Source organism: Acidobacteriota bacterium, assembly GCA_035471785.1.
Lineage (GTDB): Bacteria > Acidobacteriota > UBA6911 > RPQK01 > DATIPO01 > JANQFM01.
This window is the reverse complement of the sequence record DATIPQ010000146.1, coordinates 39,535-57,759: the sequence shown is the minus strand read 5'-3', so window position 1 is coordinate 57,759 and position 18,225 is coordinate 39,535. Positions and strand designations below refer to the sequence as shown.

The window sequence follows — 18,225 nt, the reverse complement described above, 5'->3', positions numbered from 1 at the left end:
CCCCCGGGGGGCGTTTGTGGGAGAGCGGAAGATAATTTGCTAGTGTAGGGCTTTCTCGGAGGAGCGCATGCAGATTCAAAAGAGCCGCATCATGGCTGGGTCGCTGAGGCGTCTGCTTCACCGCAACGCGCGGGGCCACGTGGTCAACATGCTGACCAAGATGCGCCCTCCCGACATTGCCAGGGCCATGCTGAACCTGGCCGAGCGGGACCAGATCGCCCTTTTCGGCATTCTCATGCGGGAAGACCGCCAGCGGGCCGCCGAAACGCTCAGCAACCTGGAGCCGGAGCAGGCCTCCAGCGTCCTCTCCAACCTGACCAGTCAGGAAGTCAGCGAGATCCTGCAGGAGTTGCAGACCGACGACGCCGCCGAGTTCATCTCCGCCCTTCCGCCCGAGCAGGCCCAAGAAGTGCTGGAGCTGATGGGGGTCAAGGAGTCCAAGGAGGTCCAGCACCTCCTCCAGCACCAGGACGAGACGGCCGGGCGCATCATGACGCCCAACGTCTTCGCCCTGCGTGAAGACCTGACCGTGTCAGAGGCCATTAACGCCATCCAGACCGGCACCGACCTGGAGATGGTCTTTTACCTCTATGTCGTCGATGACCGCAACCACCTGGTGGGAGTGGTGTCTTTGCGCCAGTTGCTGATGGTTCCGCCCAGCACGCCGCTGAGAAAGATCATGACCACCGACGTGATTTCGGTGACCACCGAAACCGACCAGGAGGAGGTGGCACGCATCGTAGCCCTCTACGACCTGCTTGGAGTTCCCGTCGTCGACTCCCAGCACCGCCTGGTGGGAATCATTACGGTGGACGACATCATCGACGTGATTCAGGAAGAAGCCACCGAGGACATCCTTCATCTGGCCGGCGTCAACCAGGACGACCACGTTTATACCTCGCGCTGGGATTCCTTCAAGCGCCGCATCCCCTGGCTGACCATCAACCTCGGCACCATCCTGGGCGCGGTTCAGGTGGTGGCACTCTTCGAAGAGCGCATCCAGCAGATGCCCTTGCTGGCCGTCTTCCTGCCGGTCGTAGCAGGTCTTGGGGGCAATGCCGGCACCCAGACCTTGACGGTGACGGTCAGAGGTCTAGCTTTGGGAGAGGTGAGCTGGTCCTCCAGCCGAAGCGTCCTCCTGAAAGAAATGACGTTGGGCATCTTCAATGGCCTTACCATCGGGCTTTTGCTGGGCCTGGTGGGGTGGTTCTGGCAGGGAGAGCCCGTCTTCGGAATGGTGCTGGGCGTCTCCATGGTGGGCACCCTGTTCTTCGCCAGCATCGTGGGCACCATCATTCCCGTCACCTTCAAGAAGCTGCGGGTCGATCCGGCCATCGCATCGAGCAGCCTCCTGACCACCTTGACGGACGCGGTGGGATTCTTCATCTTCCTCTTCCTCTCCACCAAGTACCTCCTGAGCTGAGGGCGGCGGACTCGAGGAAGGTTGGCCGGCCATGAGCGTACACCAGAGCGAGGCTCTTACCCTGCGCACCTACCGTTTCGCCGAATCGCACAAGATCGCCGTCTTCCTGACGCCCCGCTTCGGCCTTCTCAGAGCCGCGGCTTACGGGGCCATGGGACGGCGGCACCGCTACGGCAGTTCGCTGGAAGCGCTAACCCTGCTGCGCCTCTCCTTCAGCATCAGCGAGAACCGCGACTTGGCTACAATCCGGAACTGTGAGATTATACGTCCCTTTGCGGCCTACGGAATGAGCCTGGAGCACAGTCTTTACTCGGGCTACTTCGTAGAGTTGTTTTGTGAATTCGCCAAGGAGCGGCAGGCCGATCCCAAACTCTTTCGGCTGGCCCGTGCCGTCTCCCAGGATGCGGCCGCGGCGCCGTTGCCGCGCCTGGCCCGCTACCTGGAGCTTTGGCTGCTGCAACTGGAGGGCGTTCTGCCCGCCCTGGACAGCCGCATGCCCCGCCAACTGGCCGTCAAGGCCCGGGGCTTGATGAAACTGCCGCCCAACCGCCTTGCCGAGGCCGAGTTGGAAGCGGGTGAATTGAAGGATCTGGAAGCCGTCAACCTCCAGATGATCGAGTATCATCTGGAGCGCCGCTTGAAAAGCAGAAAGCTTATCGACGAACTGCTCTGAAACATCATGTCTGAAAAACCCCGCACATTCCAGGAGATCATCCATCGCCTGCTGGAGTTCTGGATGGACTGCGGCTGCGTGATTCAGCAGCCCTACGACGTGGAAGTAGGGGCCGGAACCATGCATCCCGAGACCTTCTTGCGCGTCCTCGGACCCGACCCTTACAAGGTGGCTTACGTGCAGCCCTCGCGGCGGCCCGCCGACGGGCGCTACGGAGACAATCCCAACCGCCTCTACAAGCACACCCAACTGCAGGTCATCCTCAAGCCCTCGCCCGACGACGTGCAGGACGTGTACCTGGAAAGCCTCCGCATGCTGGACATCCCGCTGGAGAGGCACGACCTGCGCTTTGAAGAGGACAACTGGGAATCTCCGACCCTGGGCGCCTGGGGCATCGGCTGGCAAGTGCTTCTGGACGGCCTGGAGATCACTCAGTTCACCTACTTTCAGCAGGCCGGCGGGCAGGATCTGATGCCCATTTCAGCCGAGATCACCTACGGGCTGGAGCGCATCGCCGCCTTCATTCTCGACTGCGACAGCGTTTACGACCTGCCCTGGGCTCCCCAGCACGACTATCGTCAGGTCCGCCATCGCGAAGAGTACGAGTTTTCGAAGTACAGCTTCGAGGTGGCCGACACCGCCAGTCTCTTTAAACTCTTCGAGATCTATGAAGAGGAATGCCGCCGCAGCCTGCAGGCCGGATGCGTCCTTCCGGCCTACGACTGCTGTCTCAAGTGCTCTCACACCTTCAACCTCCTGGACAGCCGCGGCGCCATCAGCGTGACTGAACGGGTCGGTATCATCAAGCGGGTGCGCGACCTGGCCGTGGCCGTGGCTGAAGGCTACGCGGGGAAGGAAGCAGAGAGTCGGGAGCAAGCATGAGCAACCGTTTTCTATTGGAAGTGGGCCTGGAAGAGATTCCCGCCTGGATGGTGGAAGACGCTTCCCGCCAACTGGCCCGCGAGATCGAACGGGGGCTGCAGGAACTGGAAGTCGATTTTCACTCCCCCAGTCGCCGCTACAATACGCCCCGCCGCTTGGCGGTAGGCGTGGACGGTCTGCCCGACCGCCAACCCGACCGCCGCGAAGTGGTGACCGGCCCGCCCACCTCGGTGGCTTTCGACGACCAGGGCCGCCCGACCCAAGCGGCCCATGGATTCGCCAAGAAGATGGGCGTTGAGGCGGCTGACCTGCAAGTGGAGAAGACCGTCAAAGGCGATTACGTCAGTTGCTCCCGCACCATCGAGGGCAAGGCTCTGACGGAACTGCTCCCCCAGGTCAGCGAGAAGGCCGTCAGGGCCGTGCAGTGGCCCAAGAACATGTACTGGCGCCCCAGCCGATTTCGCTACATCCGTCCCATCCGCTGGATGGTGGCGTTGCTGGGCGTCCGCGAGATCGACTTCGAGATCGAAGGCGTCAAGTCAGGACGCATCACCTGGGGCCACCGCTTCTTGGGGCAACAGCGGCTGGTGCTGAGCAATGCCGAGGACTACCCGGAGCGGCTGGTCAGGGGATACGTGCTGGCCGACCCACAGCAGAGGCGCCAACGCATCGAGGCCGGCCTGCAACAGGCCGTCCCCGAGGGCCTGAGTCCGCTGGCCGACGAGGCCCTCATGGAAGACGTGGTCTACCTCAACGAATACCCCACCGTCATCCGCGGCACCTTTGAGGAAAAATACCTGGAGATCCCCCGCGAGGTGCTGGTCACCGTCATGCGCTTTCACCAGAAGTATTTCGCCGTCGTAGACCGGGAAGGCGGGCTTCGCAACCATTTCCTGACCGTGCTCAACACCGCTGACGACGAGGACGGACGCATCCGCAAGGGCCATGAAAAGGTCTTGCGGGCCCGCCTCGAGGACGCCGCATTCTTCTGGGAAGGCGACAGCGCCAAGCCTCTGCAGGAGCGGGTTTCCGACCTGGACGCAGTGACCTTCCAGGAAAAGCTGGGCAGCTACGGAGACAAGACCCGCCGGCTGAAAGTCCTGTGCGGACTGCTGGCCCAAGCGTGGCCCCAACTCGATGCTCCGGCCCTGCAGACGGCGGCCCGCCTCTGCAAGACCGACCTGACCACCGACATGGTGGGCGAGCTGCCCGAGCTGCAGGGCGTCATGGGCGGCCTCTACGCCCGCCGGCAGGGACATGACGAGAAAGTCTGCCAGGCCATCTATCAGCACTACCGTCCCGCCTCGCTGGAGGAGGACATCCCCGAGTCGCTGGAAGGAGCGGCCCTGGCGCTGGCCGACAAGCTGGACACGCTGGTGGGCTGCTTCGGGATCGGCATGATCCCCAAGGGCTCGCGAGATCCTTTCGGCTTGAGGCGCCAGGCCCAGGGCATCGTCAAGATCCTCATGGATCTGGGCGAGAAGACGCCCGCTGCCTTGACCTTGAGCCAGTTGGCGGAGTGGGCCCTGCAAGAGCATGATCCCCAGGAGCCTGGGGAGGAAGTCAAAGGCAATGTGTTGGAATTTCTCGCCCAACGCGTCCGCCATCTGCTGGAGCAGGAAGGATTGGCCTACGACGTCATCAACGCCGTATTGGCCTCTCCGGTCGAGCGTCCCCACGAGCGGCTGCGCATGGCCCAGGCCCTTTCGGCCATGCGCGGCGAGGAAGACTTTGAAGCCCTGGCCTCGGCCTTCAAGCGCATCCGCAACATCTTGGCCAAGGCGCGCCAGGACCTGCCTGGCGTAGAGGAGGATCTGCTGGAGGAGGAAGCCGAGCAGGAACTCTACCGGCACTTCCAGGATGCGCGCCCCCAGGTGGGCCGACTGTTGCAAGCTCACGAATATGAAGCTGCTCTGCGCCGCATGGCGGCCCTGCGCCGTCCCGTCGACCGCTTCTTCGACGACGTCATGGTGATGGCCGAAGAAGAGCGCCTGCAGCTGAATCGTCTGGCGCTGTTGCGCGAGCTCTCCCGGCTCTTTCTCAGCGCCGCCGATATCTCAGAGATCGTGCACAAGGATTAACGCGCCACCCGGAACAAGTACCGGAGTGGCCTCTGGCTCGGGCCCCCCTAGGCGTCACCGAGCCTGGAACAGGAGACAAGAATGGCAAGCCAAGGAGTTGAAATCGCCCCTCCCAGCGGAAAGCTGGGCGTATTTCTGGTCGGCCTGGGAGCCGTCAGCACCACCTTCATCGCCGGTATCGAGGCCATCAAGAAAGGGATCGGAGAACCCATCGGCTCACTGACCCAGATGGGCACCGTGCGGCTGGGCAAGCGGACCGAGAACCGCGTTCCCGCCATCCGCGACTTCGTTCCCCTGGCCGCCTTGGATGACTTGGTCTTCGGCGCCTGGGACATTTTCGAGGACGACGCCTACACCTCGTCCCAAAAGGCCGGAGTGCTGGAAAACGACCTCTTGCGGCAACTTGAAGAGGAACTGCGGGCCGTGGTCCCCATGAAGGCGGTCTTCGACAAACGATACGTCAAGAAGCTGGACGGAGCGCACGTCAAGCAAGGCTCCACCAAGTGGAACTTGGCCCAACAGCTCATCGAGGAAATCCAGCAGTTTAAGGATCGCCACGGCTTGAGCCGCTGTGTCATGGTGTGGTGCGGCAGCACTGAAATTTTCATCCGGCCTTCCCAGGTGCATGCTTCCGTAGAGTCGCTCGAGAAAGCCATGAAGGAGGATCACCACGAGATTCCCTCCAGCATGATCTACGCCTATGCCGCCCTCAAGCTCGACATACCCTACGCCAACGGAGCCCCCAATCTGACGGTGGACGTGCCGGCCTTCAGCCAACTGGCCCAAGAGCACGAAGTCCCCATCTGCGGCAAGGACTTCAAAACCGGCCAGACCCTGATGAAGACCATACTGGCACCCGGACTCAAGGCTCGCCTGCTGGGCCTTTCGGGATGGTTCTCCACCAACATCCTGGGCAATCGCGACGGAGAGGTGCTGGACGATCCCGAGTCCTTCAAGACCAAGGAAGAAAGCAAGCTCTCAGTGCTCGAACATATCCTGCAGCCCCAGGTCTATCCCGCCCTCTACGGCGATTTCTACCACAAGGTGCGCATCAACTACTATCCTCCCCGGCGGGACAACAAAGAGGGCTGGGACAACCTCGACATCTTCGGGTGGCTGGGATACCCCATGCAGATCAAGATCGACTTCCTCTGCCGCGACAGCATTCTGGCGGCGCCCCTGGTCCTCGATCTGGTGCTCTTTCTCGACCTGGCCCAGCGGGCCGGAATGTCGGGTATTCAAGAGTGGCTCAGCTTCTACTTCAAGAGCCCCATGACGCTGCCGGAACTCTATCCCGAGCACGACCTGTTCATCCAACTGATGAAGCTCAAGAACACCCTTCGCTATCTGCGGGGAGAGGACCAGATCACCCACCTGGGACTGGATTACTATGACGAAGATTCGCAATAGTCCGGTTTGCTCGAAAAAATCCTCGCCGGATGAGGGAATCCCATAAGCGGGGGCGTTACAACGTCCAGAGGCAGTGACCCCCCCAGGTCTTGCGTGCAGGGCCGCCACGCGTGGCGGCCCTGCAGCGACAACTTCTCAAGGCCCAAATTCCCAAACTCGCAAGGACTTTCCGCCAACTGGGAGTCAGTCTTTGGGAGTTGGCGGCCGCGAAGCCCTGCGGCGCAACAGAAAGGCCCCGCCGAAGAGGATCAGGGCGACCGCGGCGCCGATGTAGGAGAGCAGGGAGCGGCTCACATGGAAGCGCGGTTCGACGCCCTCGGGAAAGGGCACGAAGCTTCCGTCTCCCATCACCAGGATGCCGGCCCAGGCCTGGGCCGGCAAGCCCTGAGCGATGGCTTCTTTCTGGGCCATCTGAAGAGCGGCGCCGACGCTGCGGCCTTGCCCCAGAAAACGGTAAAAGGCTTCAAAAAGCAGGGCGGCATCGTCGTCGCGGAGCGGCCACAAGCTGCCCACCACCACCCTCGCCCGGGCTTGAAAGAAGGCCCGCGCCAGACCCAGCACTCCCTCCCCCAGGATGACCTGTCCCGAAGCGCTCTGACAGGCCGACAAAACGATCAGCTTGTCTTGCAGATCGAGGTCGACGATCTCGCGTACCTCCAGATTCCCGTCTTGTGAGTTTCCGCCAGGGGCCAGACGGATGGCCGATCGTTCCGGGTTCAAGGGGTCGGTCACCGCATGGGCGGCGAAGTGCAGGACTTGAAAATCCCTGGGTGCGGGCGACTTGACAAAGGTCTCCGAGGCCTCTTCGCCCAACCTGATCAGGCAGCTTTCGCCCATGTAACGAGCCACGCCCCAGGCTTCCTGACGGGCGTAAGGCAGGGGTGCATGCCGTACATCCTCCGCGTTGTCGCTCGCGGGCCGCGCCAGGCTCGGATCGGCCAAGGCCAAGACGGTCGAGGAGGGACGGCTTCGGGGAGCTTCCGACCAGCGGCTCCAAAGCGTGGCGGAAGGCGTCACCGTCAACTTGAAACGCTCCCCCAATGCCGGGGCGTCTGGATCGGGAGTCAAGAGAGCGAAGGGAAGCCGATTCATGGATCCGTCCGGGATCAGGATCAGTTCATCGACGCCTTCGGGAAGCGCTTGCAGGGCTTCGGCCAGGTAACCATCGTAAAAGAGCGCCGGCAGGGTCCCGAGTTCGATCTGACGCTTCTCCAGGAGCCCTTCCAGATAGGGCAGATTGTCAAGCAGCCAGTAGACGTCTTGAGTGGGAAACGCCCGCACAAAATCGCGGTGAATCACCATCACCCAAGCCCCACCGGCGAAGTGCCCGAACATGTCTTCGTGGAAGCCCAGTTGAAAACTGAGCATCGCCTGATGAGGCTGCAGGCGGCCTTGGATCTGTTGCAGCGAAACTAAAGACTCTCCGCTGGGCCGGTCCTGAAAGATGGCTTGCGAACGCAGTGCGGTTTTCCTCTCATAGAGGGCCTCCTGCTCGTCAAAAAGAGCTTCTCTCTGCTGGCGGGTAAGCTCCGTCTCCCAAAGGCGCTTGTTGATTTTCGCAATGTCTTCCTCGATGACATTCAGTTCCGGTTGCAGTTCGGCCAGCGCTTGCGCCGCGTCCAGTTCCTCCAGCAGCACTTGGGAGCGCATTCTCTCGATGATGCGAAAGGCTCTCGCCTTCAGGTCGAAATCCTGTGTCCGCTTGGCTTCCTCAAGTGCGTGGCCGGCCAATACGAGATAGGTGTCCGTCAACGCCGCCAGCCAGCCCATACGGTTTGAGGGCCTGTGCTGCCGTTCGCGGTCTTTCTCGATCTGGTCCAACAGACGCTCGGCCTTGTCCCAGTCATCCTGCTCAATACTCACCAGCATGTGGGTGACCCACATGCTTCGCACTTCCTGGTCGTCCATGAGGCCTCGCCGTTGCGCCTCCCGATAGACTTTCATGGCCTCCTCGGGCTGCTTCTCCCGAAACCAGCTCTCGACCAGCGCCGCATAGGCTTGTCTGGCATTGGCTTCCAAGGCGCTGCCTCGGCAAACCTGGCGCAGGAGGGCGCGTCCCTCGGCCCGTAGCTGTGGAGAGGGCATACGGCCCTTTTGATAGCCCAACCAGACCCGCAGGTTCTCCGCCACGCCGGTGTAGTTGATATCCTCGGCTACTCGCAGCGACTCCTCCGCAATCCCAATCAGCTCCTTCAGCTTCTCTTCGAGCCTGGGCGGCGGATCCTTCTCAAAGTAGCGGCGCGTGGTGGAAACATAGAACTGACCGGCCCGGACCAGAATCCGCATGTTGCGTTGCATGACGCTGGGTCTCAGGCGACCGGAATCGACAGCTTCTTTGCTTGCTTGATAGAAATGCCGGGCCGTGTCGAAAGCCTCGTAAGACCGTCCCTGATCACCGGCCAGGTTAATCTTGACGATGTAGTACCTCGCTCTCAGCGCCTCATCCCGGAAGGACTCGATGGAGGAGTCGAGATCGGCCAGGATTGCCTCTGCCTCTCCAAGCATTTTGCGTTCATGGAGGTAGTCAGCCTCCGCAATCATGGTCCAGGCTGTGGCCGCCGGGTCATCGCCGCTCTGCGCCCTGAGCTTGGCCTTCTCGAGGTATTCCAGCCGGTCGACCGGACGTCCCCTGTACTGGCTCAAAGACGCGAGGTTGAGTAGACTTCGCACCTCTCCCATGACCGACTGCTCCTCAACGGCCAGGTCCAGAGCCTTGTTGTAATACTCGTCGGCCTTGGCATAGTCGCGGCGACCGTCATTCCGGAAAAGGGAAATGTGGCCTTGCACCAATCGTGCCCAAGTGTCTTGAGCGCCGAAGCAGCGTTCCAGAAAAATCAGGCCCTGGCTCCATTGCCCGGTCCTCTGGGCGAGATCGAAAACGCACATTCGGGCGTTCTCATCATCGGGATGCTGGTCCAGACCCTCAAGACAATCCTGAAAAGCCTCGGGAGCGGAATGGGGTCGGCAGGCCTGCGGCGCCAGGTTGGGTGAAGACTGGAACAGGAAAAGGGCGATCAACAGGGAATGCATGAGACTAAACTAGCACTATTCGAAGCAACCGTCTTCCAGTCTCCTGCGCGGAACTCAAGGGACAGCGCGCGGCGCGGCAAAGCCTGCCGCGCCGCGCGCCATGGGATGATCTGACTCTAGGAGCCGCTCCCCGCGGGAGGACAGGCGACTAGTTCAGATATCGAAAAGAAGAACTACCGCCATCACCCGTGGGATCAGGTTCCTTGGGCGGATCTTTGGGATCTTGGGTTTGAGCCAAGATCGACAGGTCCCTCTCACCTAGGCCTTTGGTCGGGGCCTGAATCAAGGGAGTTTCCTTCAAGTCTTGATGCGAACTCAGCATCCTTCCTCCTAACATTCGTGCGATTCGGCGTTTCGTCTCAAGCGTACTAACGCTTGGGACGAATCTATCCTCTCAGTGCAGGACGTTTTTTTCAAACGATTTCTTCTTCACTGGAGCACGAGCTGTTGGGGCGGGGAGCGGAGAACGGCACGGCCGTCAAAGGAGGCTTGGACCTGCCACAACAGCACTGTGCCGGAGGGCAGACCTTGCAGTAAGCGGGCCTCGACATGGTACTGGTTGTCAGGCACATCCCATTCTTCGACGATGTCCTGCAGATCCTCCCGTGTCTTTACCTCAACCCGAAACGTCATGGCCTCCCCCGCAGACTCGGGGACGACTTGCCAGCGGAGGGTGAAACCGTCTCTGGAAGCGACGATGTCCTGCGCCGGCTCGATTGCGGCGGACGATTCCTGCAGATCGCGGTAGTGGGGATCGGGCATGTATATATACGAGATGTACATATTGCCGCCCGCCACCAGCAGGAGCAGCATAGCAGCCACGGCCATCATCCAATTGGAGGCGGAACGCCATGCCGATGGATGGGCCGCCACAGCTTCGCCGTGATAGTCAATTGAATAGGCCAACCGCCAGGTTTCGGCGCACACCGGGCAGTCGACAACATGATCGACGATTTCCCGGCACTCGGCCGGAGAGGCATCGCCGCGAGCCGCATCGAAGATGCGGCCGGCCTCGTAGCATTTTTCAGTAGGAACCGCCAACTCGCTGAGATCCGCCCAGTGGCGGCGGAGCCGGACTAGTTCGTTGTAGTTCTTCTCCATTGCACTCGTATAAACGACGCGTGCCTCAAAAACCCCTCAAGGAATTTTCGGAGCTTGGAGTCTCCGCATCAATTGAAGCTGGCCGATGAGTCCTTCAAGACCCCTGGATCGGCTCCTGGCTGCCCAGGGCGTGGGGAAACAGTCTCATAATACCCCACCCGCAAAGCAAGGCCAGTCCCACCAGGAGCGCTCCCAGCAGGTAGCGTCCATAAATCAGGTAGCCTCCGGCGAACAGGATCGAGTAGACCGCCCCGCAACCCAGAAACCAGCAAGTGAAGGCGGCAGCAGGGGAATCGCGGTGGCCCACCCGCGATGTGTCGACCACCCGCGACCATCCCTTGCCGTGGGGCCGGATGGCGTCGTAGAAGGACTGCAGCTTGGCTTTGTCGGCGGGCGCGGTGAGAAAGGTGACCACAAGCCAGCAGGCGCTGGTGACGGCCACCCCGACGATCAGCCGCCAGGAGGAGGAGGGCAGAGGCAATCCGGTACCGGCATGAAGGAATTCGAAGTAAAAGGCCACCAAGAAAGAAACCAGCATGGCCGAGATCTCGCTCCAGGCGTTGATGCGCCACCAGAACCATCTGAGGAGAAAGATCAGGCCGGTTCCGGCTCCGATCTGCAGAAGGATCTGGAAAGCCTGCAAGGCATTCTCCAACCACAGGGCCACCAGCGAAGCCAGCAGCGTCAGGAAGACCGTCGACACCCGGCCCGCCACCACGTAGTGGCGGTCGTCGGCCCGGGGCTTGAGAAAGCGCCGATAGAAGTCGTCGACGATGTAGGACGACCCCCAGTTGAGATGGGTGCTGATGGTCGACATATAGGCCGCCGCCAGCGAGGCCAGGGCCAATCCCAACAGGCCTGAGGGCAGGAAGGTGAGCATGGCCGGGTAGGCCAAGTCGTTGCCCATGATCGAGCCGTCCAGATCGGGAAAAGCCTGCTGGATGGACTCCAGGGTGGGGAAGACCAGCAGGGAGCAAAGGGCCACGATGATCCAGGGCCAGGGACGCAGCCCATAGTGGGCGGCATTGAACCACAACACCGAGAGCATGGACTGGCGCTCGTCACGGGCGGCCAGCATGCGTTGAGCCACGTAGCCGCCGCCGCCCGGCTCAGCTCCCGGGTACCAGGTGCTCCACCACTGCACCGCCAGCGGAACGATGAAGACCGCCAGGGCGGTCTCCCAGTCATTGAAGTCGGGCAGCAGGCTGAGCCGCCCGGCCAGCTCCGGACTTGAAATCAAGCCCGCCAGCCCGCCCACCTCAGGCCGCTGCAGGGAGTAGTAAGCGGCTGCCAAACTGCCGGCCATGGCCATCACGAAAAGCAGCAGGTCGGTGACCACCACCCCCCACAAGCCGGCCATGGCGGAATAGAGAGCCGTTACGGCGGCGCAGCCGATGACGATGGTGACCGGATCGAGACCCAGCAGCACTCCTCCGATCTTGATGGCCGCCAAGGTCACCGAGGCCATGATCATGACGTTGAAGAAAACGCCCAGGTAGAGGGCCCGGAAGCCTCGCAGGAAAGCGGCGGGACGTCCCGAGTAGCGCAGCTCGTAGAATCCGATGTCGGTCAAGGCCCGTGAACGCCTCCACAGCTTGGCGTAAAAGAACACGGTGCACATTCCGGTGACGACGAAGGCCCACCACACCCAGTTTCCGCTCACCCCGTTGCTGCGCACGATGTCGGCCACCAGATTGGGCGTATCGGTGGAAAAGGTGGTGGCCACCATTGAAGTTCCCAACAGCCACCAGGGCAGTCGCCTCCCGGAGAGAAAAAACTCCTCCGGCCCGCGGCCGGCCCGGCGCGAGTAGTAGAGGCCCACCGCCACCACCAAGGCGAAATAAGCCAAGACGATCGCCAAATCCAGGCTGCTGAGCTGCATGGCCGCTCATTATGCAACGAGGATCGACGCCTGAAAAGGCCGAAGGACGTTGACAAGGCGGCCCAATCAGAGATCATTAAGGCCATGACCCTCTTCAAAAAGATCATCGACAGAGAGATCCCCGCCGACATCGTCTATGAAGACGAACACTGCCTGGCCTTCCGGGACATCAATCCGCAAGCGCCCGTGCACGTGCTGCTGATTCCCAAGAAGGAAGTGGCGTCCCTCAACCATCTGAAGGCAGAGGACGCCGAGCTTTGCGGACACCTGCTGCTGAAGGTTGCGGAGATCGCCCGCCAACTGGAGTTGGCCCAAGACGGCTACAGGGTGGTGGCCAACACCGGCCGCAAGGGAGGACAGACCGTCGACCACCTTCATCTGCACATCCTGGGAGGACGCAGCATGACCTGGCCGCCAGGCTAGGCTCGAAGATGGTCGGCTCAGCCCATGCACTCCTGTGCATGCCGCGCCATGCGACGCGGCATGGCCTGGAAATCGGGATGGTCTCCGGCGTGGTTGAAGCGGTGCTTCCAAACCACTTTCCGGCGGCAGACCAGAAAAGTGCCCGGCATGGTCCAGGGATTGCCTACCGGCTTGCCGCGCGAATAGCCCTTTCGGAAGGCCTTGATGGCGCGCAGCCAGACGGCCGGACCGAAGAGTTCGCGCAGGCTCCCGGTGTAGAGGTCGAAGGCGCCGTAAAACCGCTGCTCGGGATCGCAAATGGCCCGGGCCTCAGGCCAGAAGGTTTCAAAGAACTCCTCGCCGTCCGTCTTCTGGCCCAGATGAAAGAAGAGGATCCGAGGAAAACCGCTGCTGTCTTGGGAGGCTTGGCGCAGGTCTCCGACCGCTTCGCGACAAAACGGTCAGCCGAAGTGGCGCAGAAAGACCAGCAAGTGGGCTTCCTGTCCGATTTCAGCGCCCAGCGTGGCGGCCCGCAGATTGCGGCCCCCGATGGGCATATCCAGAATGAACGGATCGATGTCTTTGGCGCTCATCTGTGCTATCGACGCCGCCTGCGATGCTGCGGTTTCAATGACTCCCACGGCGGCGTGCCAGGCGATCAGGCCAGTTCGCTCTCGATGTGAACCTCTGAAGTCAGGGTGCGGTAGACCGGGCATTTCTTAGAGATTTCCAGCAGGCGGCGGCGCTGGCTCTGGTCGAGATGGCCCGTCACCTCGATGCGCTCGCGGATGCGGTCGACCTTCCCCTCCTTGCTCTGGCAGTCACGGCAGTCTTGGGCATGGATCTTGTCGTAGCGCAATTCCACCCTGACCTTGTCCAGCGGCCACTCCTTGCGGTCGGCGTACATGCGCAGGGTGATGGCGGTGCAGGCTCCCAGCGCCGCCTGCAGCAGTTCGTAGGGCGTCATGCCGCCGTCCCCGCCTCCCAAGCCGGACGGTTCGTCAGCCTTGAGCACATGGCGGCGGGCCCGTACAGCCTGCAGAAAGCGGGGGCCATCTTCCTCCACCACCACCGTGCCCTCGGGGGAATGGTCTGAGGTCCCGTCGGCCTCACCCTGGCCATCTCGCTCGACTTGCAGGAATCGCGACGCCCAGGCGGCCAGGACGCGGGCCACGTACTGAGAGTCCCTCTGGTCGTTGAGCAGATGGTCAGCATCGTCCAGGGAGACAAAGCTCTTGGGATGTTTGGCGGCGCTGAAAATGGCGGCCGCCTGGTCGATGCCGACGATCTTGTCGAGCGGCGAATGGAAGATCAGCAGCGCACGCTTCAGTTGACCGATCCGCTCTTGCAGCGACTGGGAACGGATGTCCTCCAAAAACTGCTTCTTGATCCTGAACTCGCGTCCAGCCAGCACCACCGTGGCGCTGCCTTCCTCCTCGATTTCATCCAGTTTCGATTGCAGCAGGTGCTCCACATGTCCCGGATCAGCGGGTGCGCCAATGGTGGCCACGGCTCTGCATTCTTGGATGCTTGATGCGGCCGCCAGCACGGCGGCGCCTCCCAGGCTGTGTCCGATGAGCAGGCGGGGCGCTTGCAGGCGCTCTCCCAGGGCGGCGGCGGCGGCCACGAGATCCTCCACGTTGGAGGAGAAGTTGGTATTTGAGAAATCTCCGTCGCTGTTGCCCAGTCCGGTGAAATCAAAGCGCAGCACTCCGATTCCCTGCCCGCACAAGGCCCGCGAGATGCGCGAGGCGGCGGCGATGTCCTTGGAGCAGGTGAAGCAGTGTGCGAAGAGGGCGTAAGCCAGGGGCTCCCGCGGTCTTTCCAGGCGGGCCGCCAGAGATTCTCCCCGGCCGTTGTCGAAGGTGAATTTTTCTCTTTCGATTTGCATGCTTCAAGAGTCCCATATCGGCTCGACGGCGGCAATGGTCGCATATCCAACTGAATCGGCCCTCCGAGGCTTGCAACATTGACATGCCTGAGCCCATCTAGGAGACTGGATTTGAGGACAAACGACTATGGCTAGACAATATCGAGCCGATATTCCCTCGCTGGAACCGACCCCCCGCGAGGTTTACTTCAACCGCCGCAAGTTCGTGGCCGCCATGGCCCTGGGTGCGGTAGGCGCTTCATCCCAGTTCTGCCGGGGCGAGGGGCTGTTTTCGAGCCCGCCCGAGGAAGCCAAGCTGAAGCCTCCTCTGCAGCGCCCGGACGTCTTTCCGGCCACCCGCAACAACGACTACCAACTGCCCGCCGGAATCGCCAAGCCATTGACGCCCAGGGAGACGGCGGCTTCTCACAACAACTTCTATGAGTTCCTGCCGGGGCGGGGCGGACCGGTTTGGGAATACGCCGAGGACTTCGAGGTCGAGCCCTGGAAGGTGCAACTGGTGGGCGACTGCAACAATCCCATGACGCTCGACCTGGACGACATCTTCGCTTTTGCCCACGAGGAACGCGTCTACCACTTTCGCTGCGTGGAGCGTTGGGCAATGAACGTTCCCTGGAGCGGCTTTCCGCTTTCAAAGCTGATCGAGAAGGCCGATCCCAAGTCGTCGGCCAAGTACGTCCGCTTCATCTCGGCCGAGCGCCCCGGGCAGATGCCGGGTCTGAGCAAGGCCTCTCACTATCCCTGGCCCTATCACGAGGCTCTGCGCATGGACGAAGCCATGAACGAGTTGGCTCTGGCGGTGACGGGCATCTACGGCGAGCCCCTGCTCAAGCAGCATGGCGCTCCCCTGCGGGTGATCGTGCCCTGGAAGTATGGCTACAAGAACCCCAAGTCGATCGTGCGCATCGAGTTCCTGCGCCAAGAGCCCAAGACCTTCTGGCAGATCCAGCCTCACGAATACGGGTTTCTCTCCAACGTCAATCCCAACATTCCCCACCCCCGCTGGAGTCAGTCGCAGTCCTACTGGCTGAGGAACGAGGAGCGTTTCGCAACGCCCATCTTCAATGGTTATGGAAAGTACGTCGCGGAGCTGTATCCGGACGAGCCGCGGACTCCCCAGCGTCCTCTGCGTCCGGGCGAAATCGCACGCTAGACAGGGACAGCGGTCCGCCGCGCGCGGCGGACCGCTGCTATGAAGAGCCGTCTCCCTGCCGTCAGGGGGCGGAAATGTCGTAGACGTGCAGGTTGTCCTGCTCGCGCAGATAAAGACGTCCTCCGGAGACCACGGGGTGCGACCAGCTGAACTGGTTGACGTTGGGAATCGTGAAGCTTCCCTTCTCGCGATACTCCTGGGGCGTGGCTTCAACCAGCATCATCAGTCCGTTCTGGTAGCGCATGTAGAGGTTGCCGTCGGCATAGGAGACGGCCGCCGAACCCTCTCCGTCGTTGCGGATGGGGCCCCAGGCCACCTCTCCCGACGTCATTTCCACGCACAGCGGGTAGCCCCTGTTGTGGCCGGTGCCGGTGTAGAGGTAGCCGTTATGGAGAATGATCCCTCCGTGGTGGTTCTGCATGACGTTGGCTTCCAGGAAGTAGACTTCTTCGGCTTTCACGCCCGAGCCCTCTTTGGAGAGCTTGAGCAGGGCCGCCCCGGTGCGGTAGCCGGTAGATGCGAAGACGTAGTCGCCCTCCACGATGGGGGTGGTGATGTTGGCGACGTCGTTGGCCACCCGGTTGTATCCCCACAGGAAGCGTCCCGTTTCAGCGTCCACGCCCACCACGCCGCGTCCCATCAACTGGACGTATTGTTTCACTCCGGCGCCGTTTGAGATGACGATGGAGGAATAGGCTGCCCCGTCGGCGCCCTTCTCGCCCAGATCGGGGACGGCGGTACGCCAGATTTCCTCCCCCGTCATCTTGTTGAGCGCCACCATGGCGGCTTGGGGTCCGCCGGGAGTGACGACAACTTTGTTTCCGTCCACCAGGGGCGACTCGGCGTATTTCCAGTTGGTGTTCTGGATGATCATCAGATGACCGCCGAAGTCCTCTTTGAGGTTGCGCCGCCAAAGCTCCTGGCCGTCGGATTTTCTCAGGCAGACCAGATCGCCCTCGGTTCCCAGAGCATAGAGGCGGTCCCCGTCCACGGTGGGAGTGCTGCGCGCGCCCACGTACTGGTCGGGCCAAGGCGGTCCGACCCTGGTTTTCCAAGCGGAGGAGCCGTCCTCAGCCCGGAGGGCCACCACGTATTGGGCGGAGTCGATGTCTCCCATAGTGAAAATCAGCCCATCGGAGAGAGACAGGCTGGAGTAGCCCTTGCCCACTCCGGAGGCGCTGTAGACCAGCGGCGGGCCATTCTCGGGCCATTCTTTGAGCAGACCCGTGTCGCTGGATTGCCCGTTGCGCTCCACGCCCCTCCATTGCGGCCAGTCACCGGCCAGAAGCAGAGGCAAGGCCAACAGCCAAGCTCCAAAGAACCCGAGTTTCCCTATCGTACAGATTCGTTTCATCCCTTCACTCCCTTACAACGTTACTAGCCCGACTGGATTGACGATGTGGACAAGTTGATGTCACGGAATGCGCACCGGTACCGCACGCGCTCCTTTGTTCGACTTCCTCATTGACGGCAAGCCCTGGGCACAGGTTGCATTTTCCTGGGCGGCGGGCGCAACGGGGTGCCTCAAGCAACTCTCGTCGGAGATTCCAGCCCGGCTTCGTTTTCAAGCGCTTTTAGATCTTGCAGCAACCTGCTTCAGACGGATATGATACTGACTAATTGTACAGGCTTACTTGTAATTTGGGGGGCAGGCATGGGAACGATTACGTGGAGTGACAGCACAGATTTATCCGAAGAGCGGCTGGAATCATCATCCACGGTTGAGTTGCTGAGGAAGGCGCGCTCGGGCGACGAGGAAGCGCTGGACGCCATCTTCCGACGTTACATTCCGATTCTCAAGCAATGGGCTCACGGGCGCTTGCCCGGCTCCGCGCGGGGCTTGCTGGACACCGATGACCTGGTGCAGGACACCATGATGCACACCGTCCACCATGTGCCGCGGTTCCTTCCCCACCACGACAAGGCCTTCAAGATTTATCTGCGCCGGAGTCTGTCCAACCGCGTCCGCGACGCTATCCGGCGTGCCCAGCGCAAGCCGCAAGAGGTCGATCCCCCGCGACAGGAGTCGCCACATCCGGGACCGAACCCGTTGGAGGAATACCTGGGCGAAGAATGCCGGGACCGTTACCGGTCGGCATTGACCACCCTTCGTCCCAAGGACCGCGACCTGATCGTGGCTCGGATCGAAAAACGCTGGAGCTACCGGCAAATCGCCCAATCGCTGGGCCGCCCCTCTCCCGACGCCGCCCGCATGGGAGTGGTCAGGGCCCTGCTGCGCTTGGCGGAGCGGATGGAGACACCGATGGAGTGATAGCGTGAAGTCCCCCCAGGATGAC

Annotated in this window: 14 protein-coding genes; 9 read left to right on the top strand and 5 right to left on the bottom strand. The window is 61.7% G+C overall.

The window, feature by feature from the left end; translation table 11 throughout:
• Positions 1 to 67 precede the first annotated feature (67 nt).
• The 5 genes from mgtE (at position 68) to VLU25_21015 (ending at position 6,469) form a co-directional block, all read left to right on the top strand.
• Positions 68 to 1,423: a magnesium transporter gene (gene mgtE / locus VLU25_21035; protein HSR70428.1), complete on the top strand. Its 1,356-nt coding sequence runs from the start codon at positions 68 to 70 to the stop codon at positions 1,421 to 1,423.
• Between the two features lie 31 nt (positions 1,424 to 1,454).
• Positions 1,455 to 2,096, top strand: a complete 642-nt coding sequence (gene recO / locus VLU25_21030) for a DNA repair protein RecO (GenBank protein ID HSR70427.1) — start codon at positions 1,455 to 1,457, stop codon at positions 2,094 to 2,096.
• Positions 2,097 to 2,102: 6 nt separating this feature from the next.
• Positions 2,103 to 2,978, top strand: a complete 876-nt coding sequence (locus VLU25_21025; protein HSR70426.1) for a glycine--tRNA ligase subunit alpha — start codon at positions 2,103 to 2,105, stop codon at positions 2,976 to 2,978.
• The gene (gene glyS, locus VLU25_21020) at positions 2,975 to 5,059 is read left to right on the top strand and encodes a glycine--tRNA ligase subunit beta (GenBank protein ID HSR70425.1); all 2,085 of its coding nucleotides are present in this window, start codon (positions 2,975 to 2,977) and stop codon (positions 5,057 to 5,059) included. The genes VLU25_21025 and glyS overlap by 4 nt, the downstream gene beginning before the upstream one ends.
• 81 nt (positions 5,060 to 5,140) lie before the next feature.
• Positions 5,141 to 6,469 carry an inositol-3-phosphate synthase gene (locus tag VLU25_21015; GenBank protein HSR70424.1) on the top strand — a complete coding sequence of 443 codons (1,329 nt, stop codon included), beginning with the start codon at positions 5,141 to 5,143 and terminating at the stop codon, positions 6,467 to 6,469.
• Positions 6,470 to 6,652: 183 nt separating this feature from the next.
• On the opposite strand, the gene VLU25_21010 is transcribed toward VLU25_21015, so the two are convergent.
• From VLU25_21010 to VLU25_21000, 3 genes are all read right to left on the bottom strand, one after another.
• Positions 6,653 to 9,499 carry a CHAT domain-containing protein gene (locus VLU25_21010; protein HSR70423.1) on the bottom strand — a complete coding sequence of 949 codons (2,847 nt, stop codon included), beginning with the start codon at positions 9,497 to 9,499 and terminating at the stop codon, positions 6,653 to 6,655.
• 429 nt (positions 9,500 to 9,928) lie between these two features.
• Positions 9,929 to 10,600, bottom strand: coding sequence for a hypothetical protein (locus tag VLU25_21005; GenBank protein ID HSR70422.1), 672 nt, complete (start codon positions 10,598 to 10,600; stop codon positions 9,929 to 9,931).
• Positions 10,601 to 10,694: 94 nt separating this feature from the next.
• The gene (locus tag VLU25_21000; GenBank protein ID HSR70421.1) at positions 10,695 to 12,482 is read right to left on the bottom strand and encodes a sodium:solute symporter family protein; all 1,788 of its coding nucleotides are present in this window, start codon (positions 12,480 to 12,482) and stop codon (positions 10,695 to 10,697) included.
• An 84-nt stretch (positions 12,483 to 12,566) separates the two neighbouring features.
• On the opposite strand from VLU25_21000, the gene VLU25_20995 reads away from it, so the two are divergent.
• A complete protein-coding gene (locus tag VLU25_20995) occupies positions 12,567 to 12,905 on the top strand; it encodes a histidine triad nucleotide-binding protein (GenBank protein ID HSR70420.1) in 339 nt (112 codons plus the stop codon).
• Between the two features lie 8 nt (positions 12,906 to 12,913).
• A complete protein-coding gene (locus VLU25_20990) occupies positions 12,914 to 13,567 on the top strand; it encodes a hypothetical protein (protein HSR70419.1) in 654 nt (217 codons plus the stop codon).
• Here VLU25_20990 and VLU25_20985 read toward each other — a convergent pair.
• Positions 13,543 to 14,775 (bottom strand): bifunctional alpha/beta hydrolase/OsmC family protein, encoded by a 1,233-nt coding sequence (locus VLU25_20985; GenBank protein HSR70418.1) that lies wholly within the window; start codon positions 14,773 to 14,775, stop codon positions 13,543 to 13,545. The two genes, VLU25_20990 and VLU25_20985, sit on opposite strands and share 25 nt — an antisense overlap.
• A gap of 127 nt (positions 14,776 to 14,902) precedes the next feature.
• On the opposite strand from VLU25_20985, the gene msrP reads away from it, so the two are divergent.
• Positions 14,903 to 15,928: a protein-methionine-sulfoxide reductase catalytic subunit MsrP gene (gene msrP, locus VLU25_20980; protein ID HSR70417.1), complete on the top strand. Its 1,026-nt coding sequence runs from the start codon at positions 14,903 to 14,905 to the stop codon at positions 15,926 to 15,928.
• Between the two features lie 61 nt (positions 15,929 to 15,989).
• Here msrP and VLU25_20975 read toward each other — a convergent pair whose 3' ends face one another.
• Positions 15,990 to 17,282 carry a PQQ-binding-like beta-propeller repeat protein gene (locus VLU25_20975; protein HSR70416.1) on the bottom strand — a complete coding sequence of 431 codons (1,293 nt, stop codon included), beginning with the start codon at positions 17,280 to 17,282 and terminating at the stop codon, positions 15,990 to 15,992.
• Between the two features lie 300 nt (positions 17,283 to 17,582).
• Here VLU25_20975 and VLU25_20970 point away from each other — a divergent pair, with 300 nt between their 5' ends.
• Positions 17,583 to 18,200 carry a sigma-70 family RNA polymerase sigma factor gene (locus VLU25_20970; protein HSR70415.1) on the top strand — a complete coding sequence of 206 codons (618 nt, stop codon included), beginning with the start codon at positions 17,583 to 17,585 and terminating at the stop codon, positions 18,198 to 18,200.
• Positions 18,201 to 18,225 lie beyond the last annotated feature (25 nt).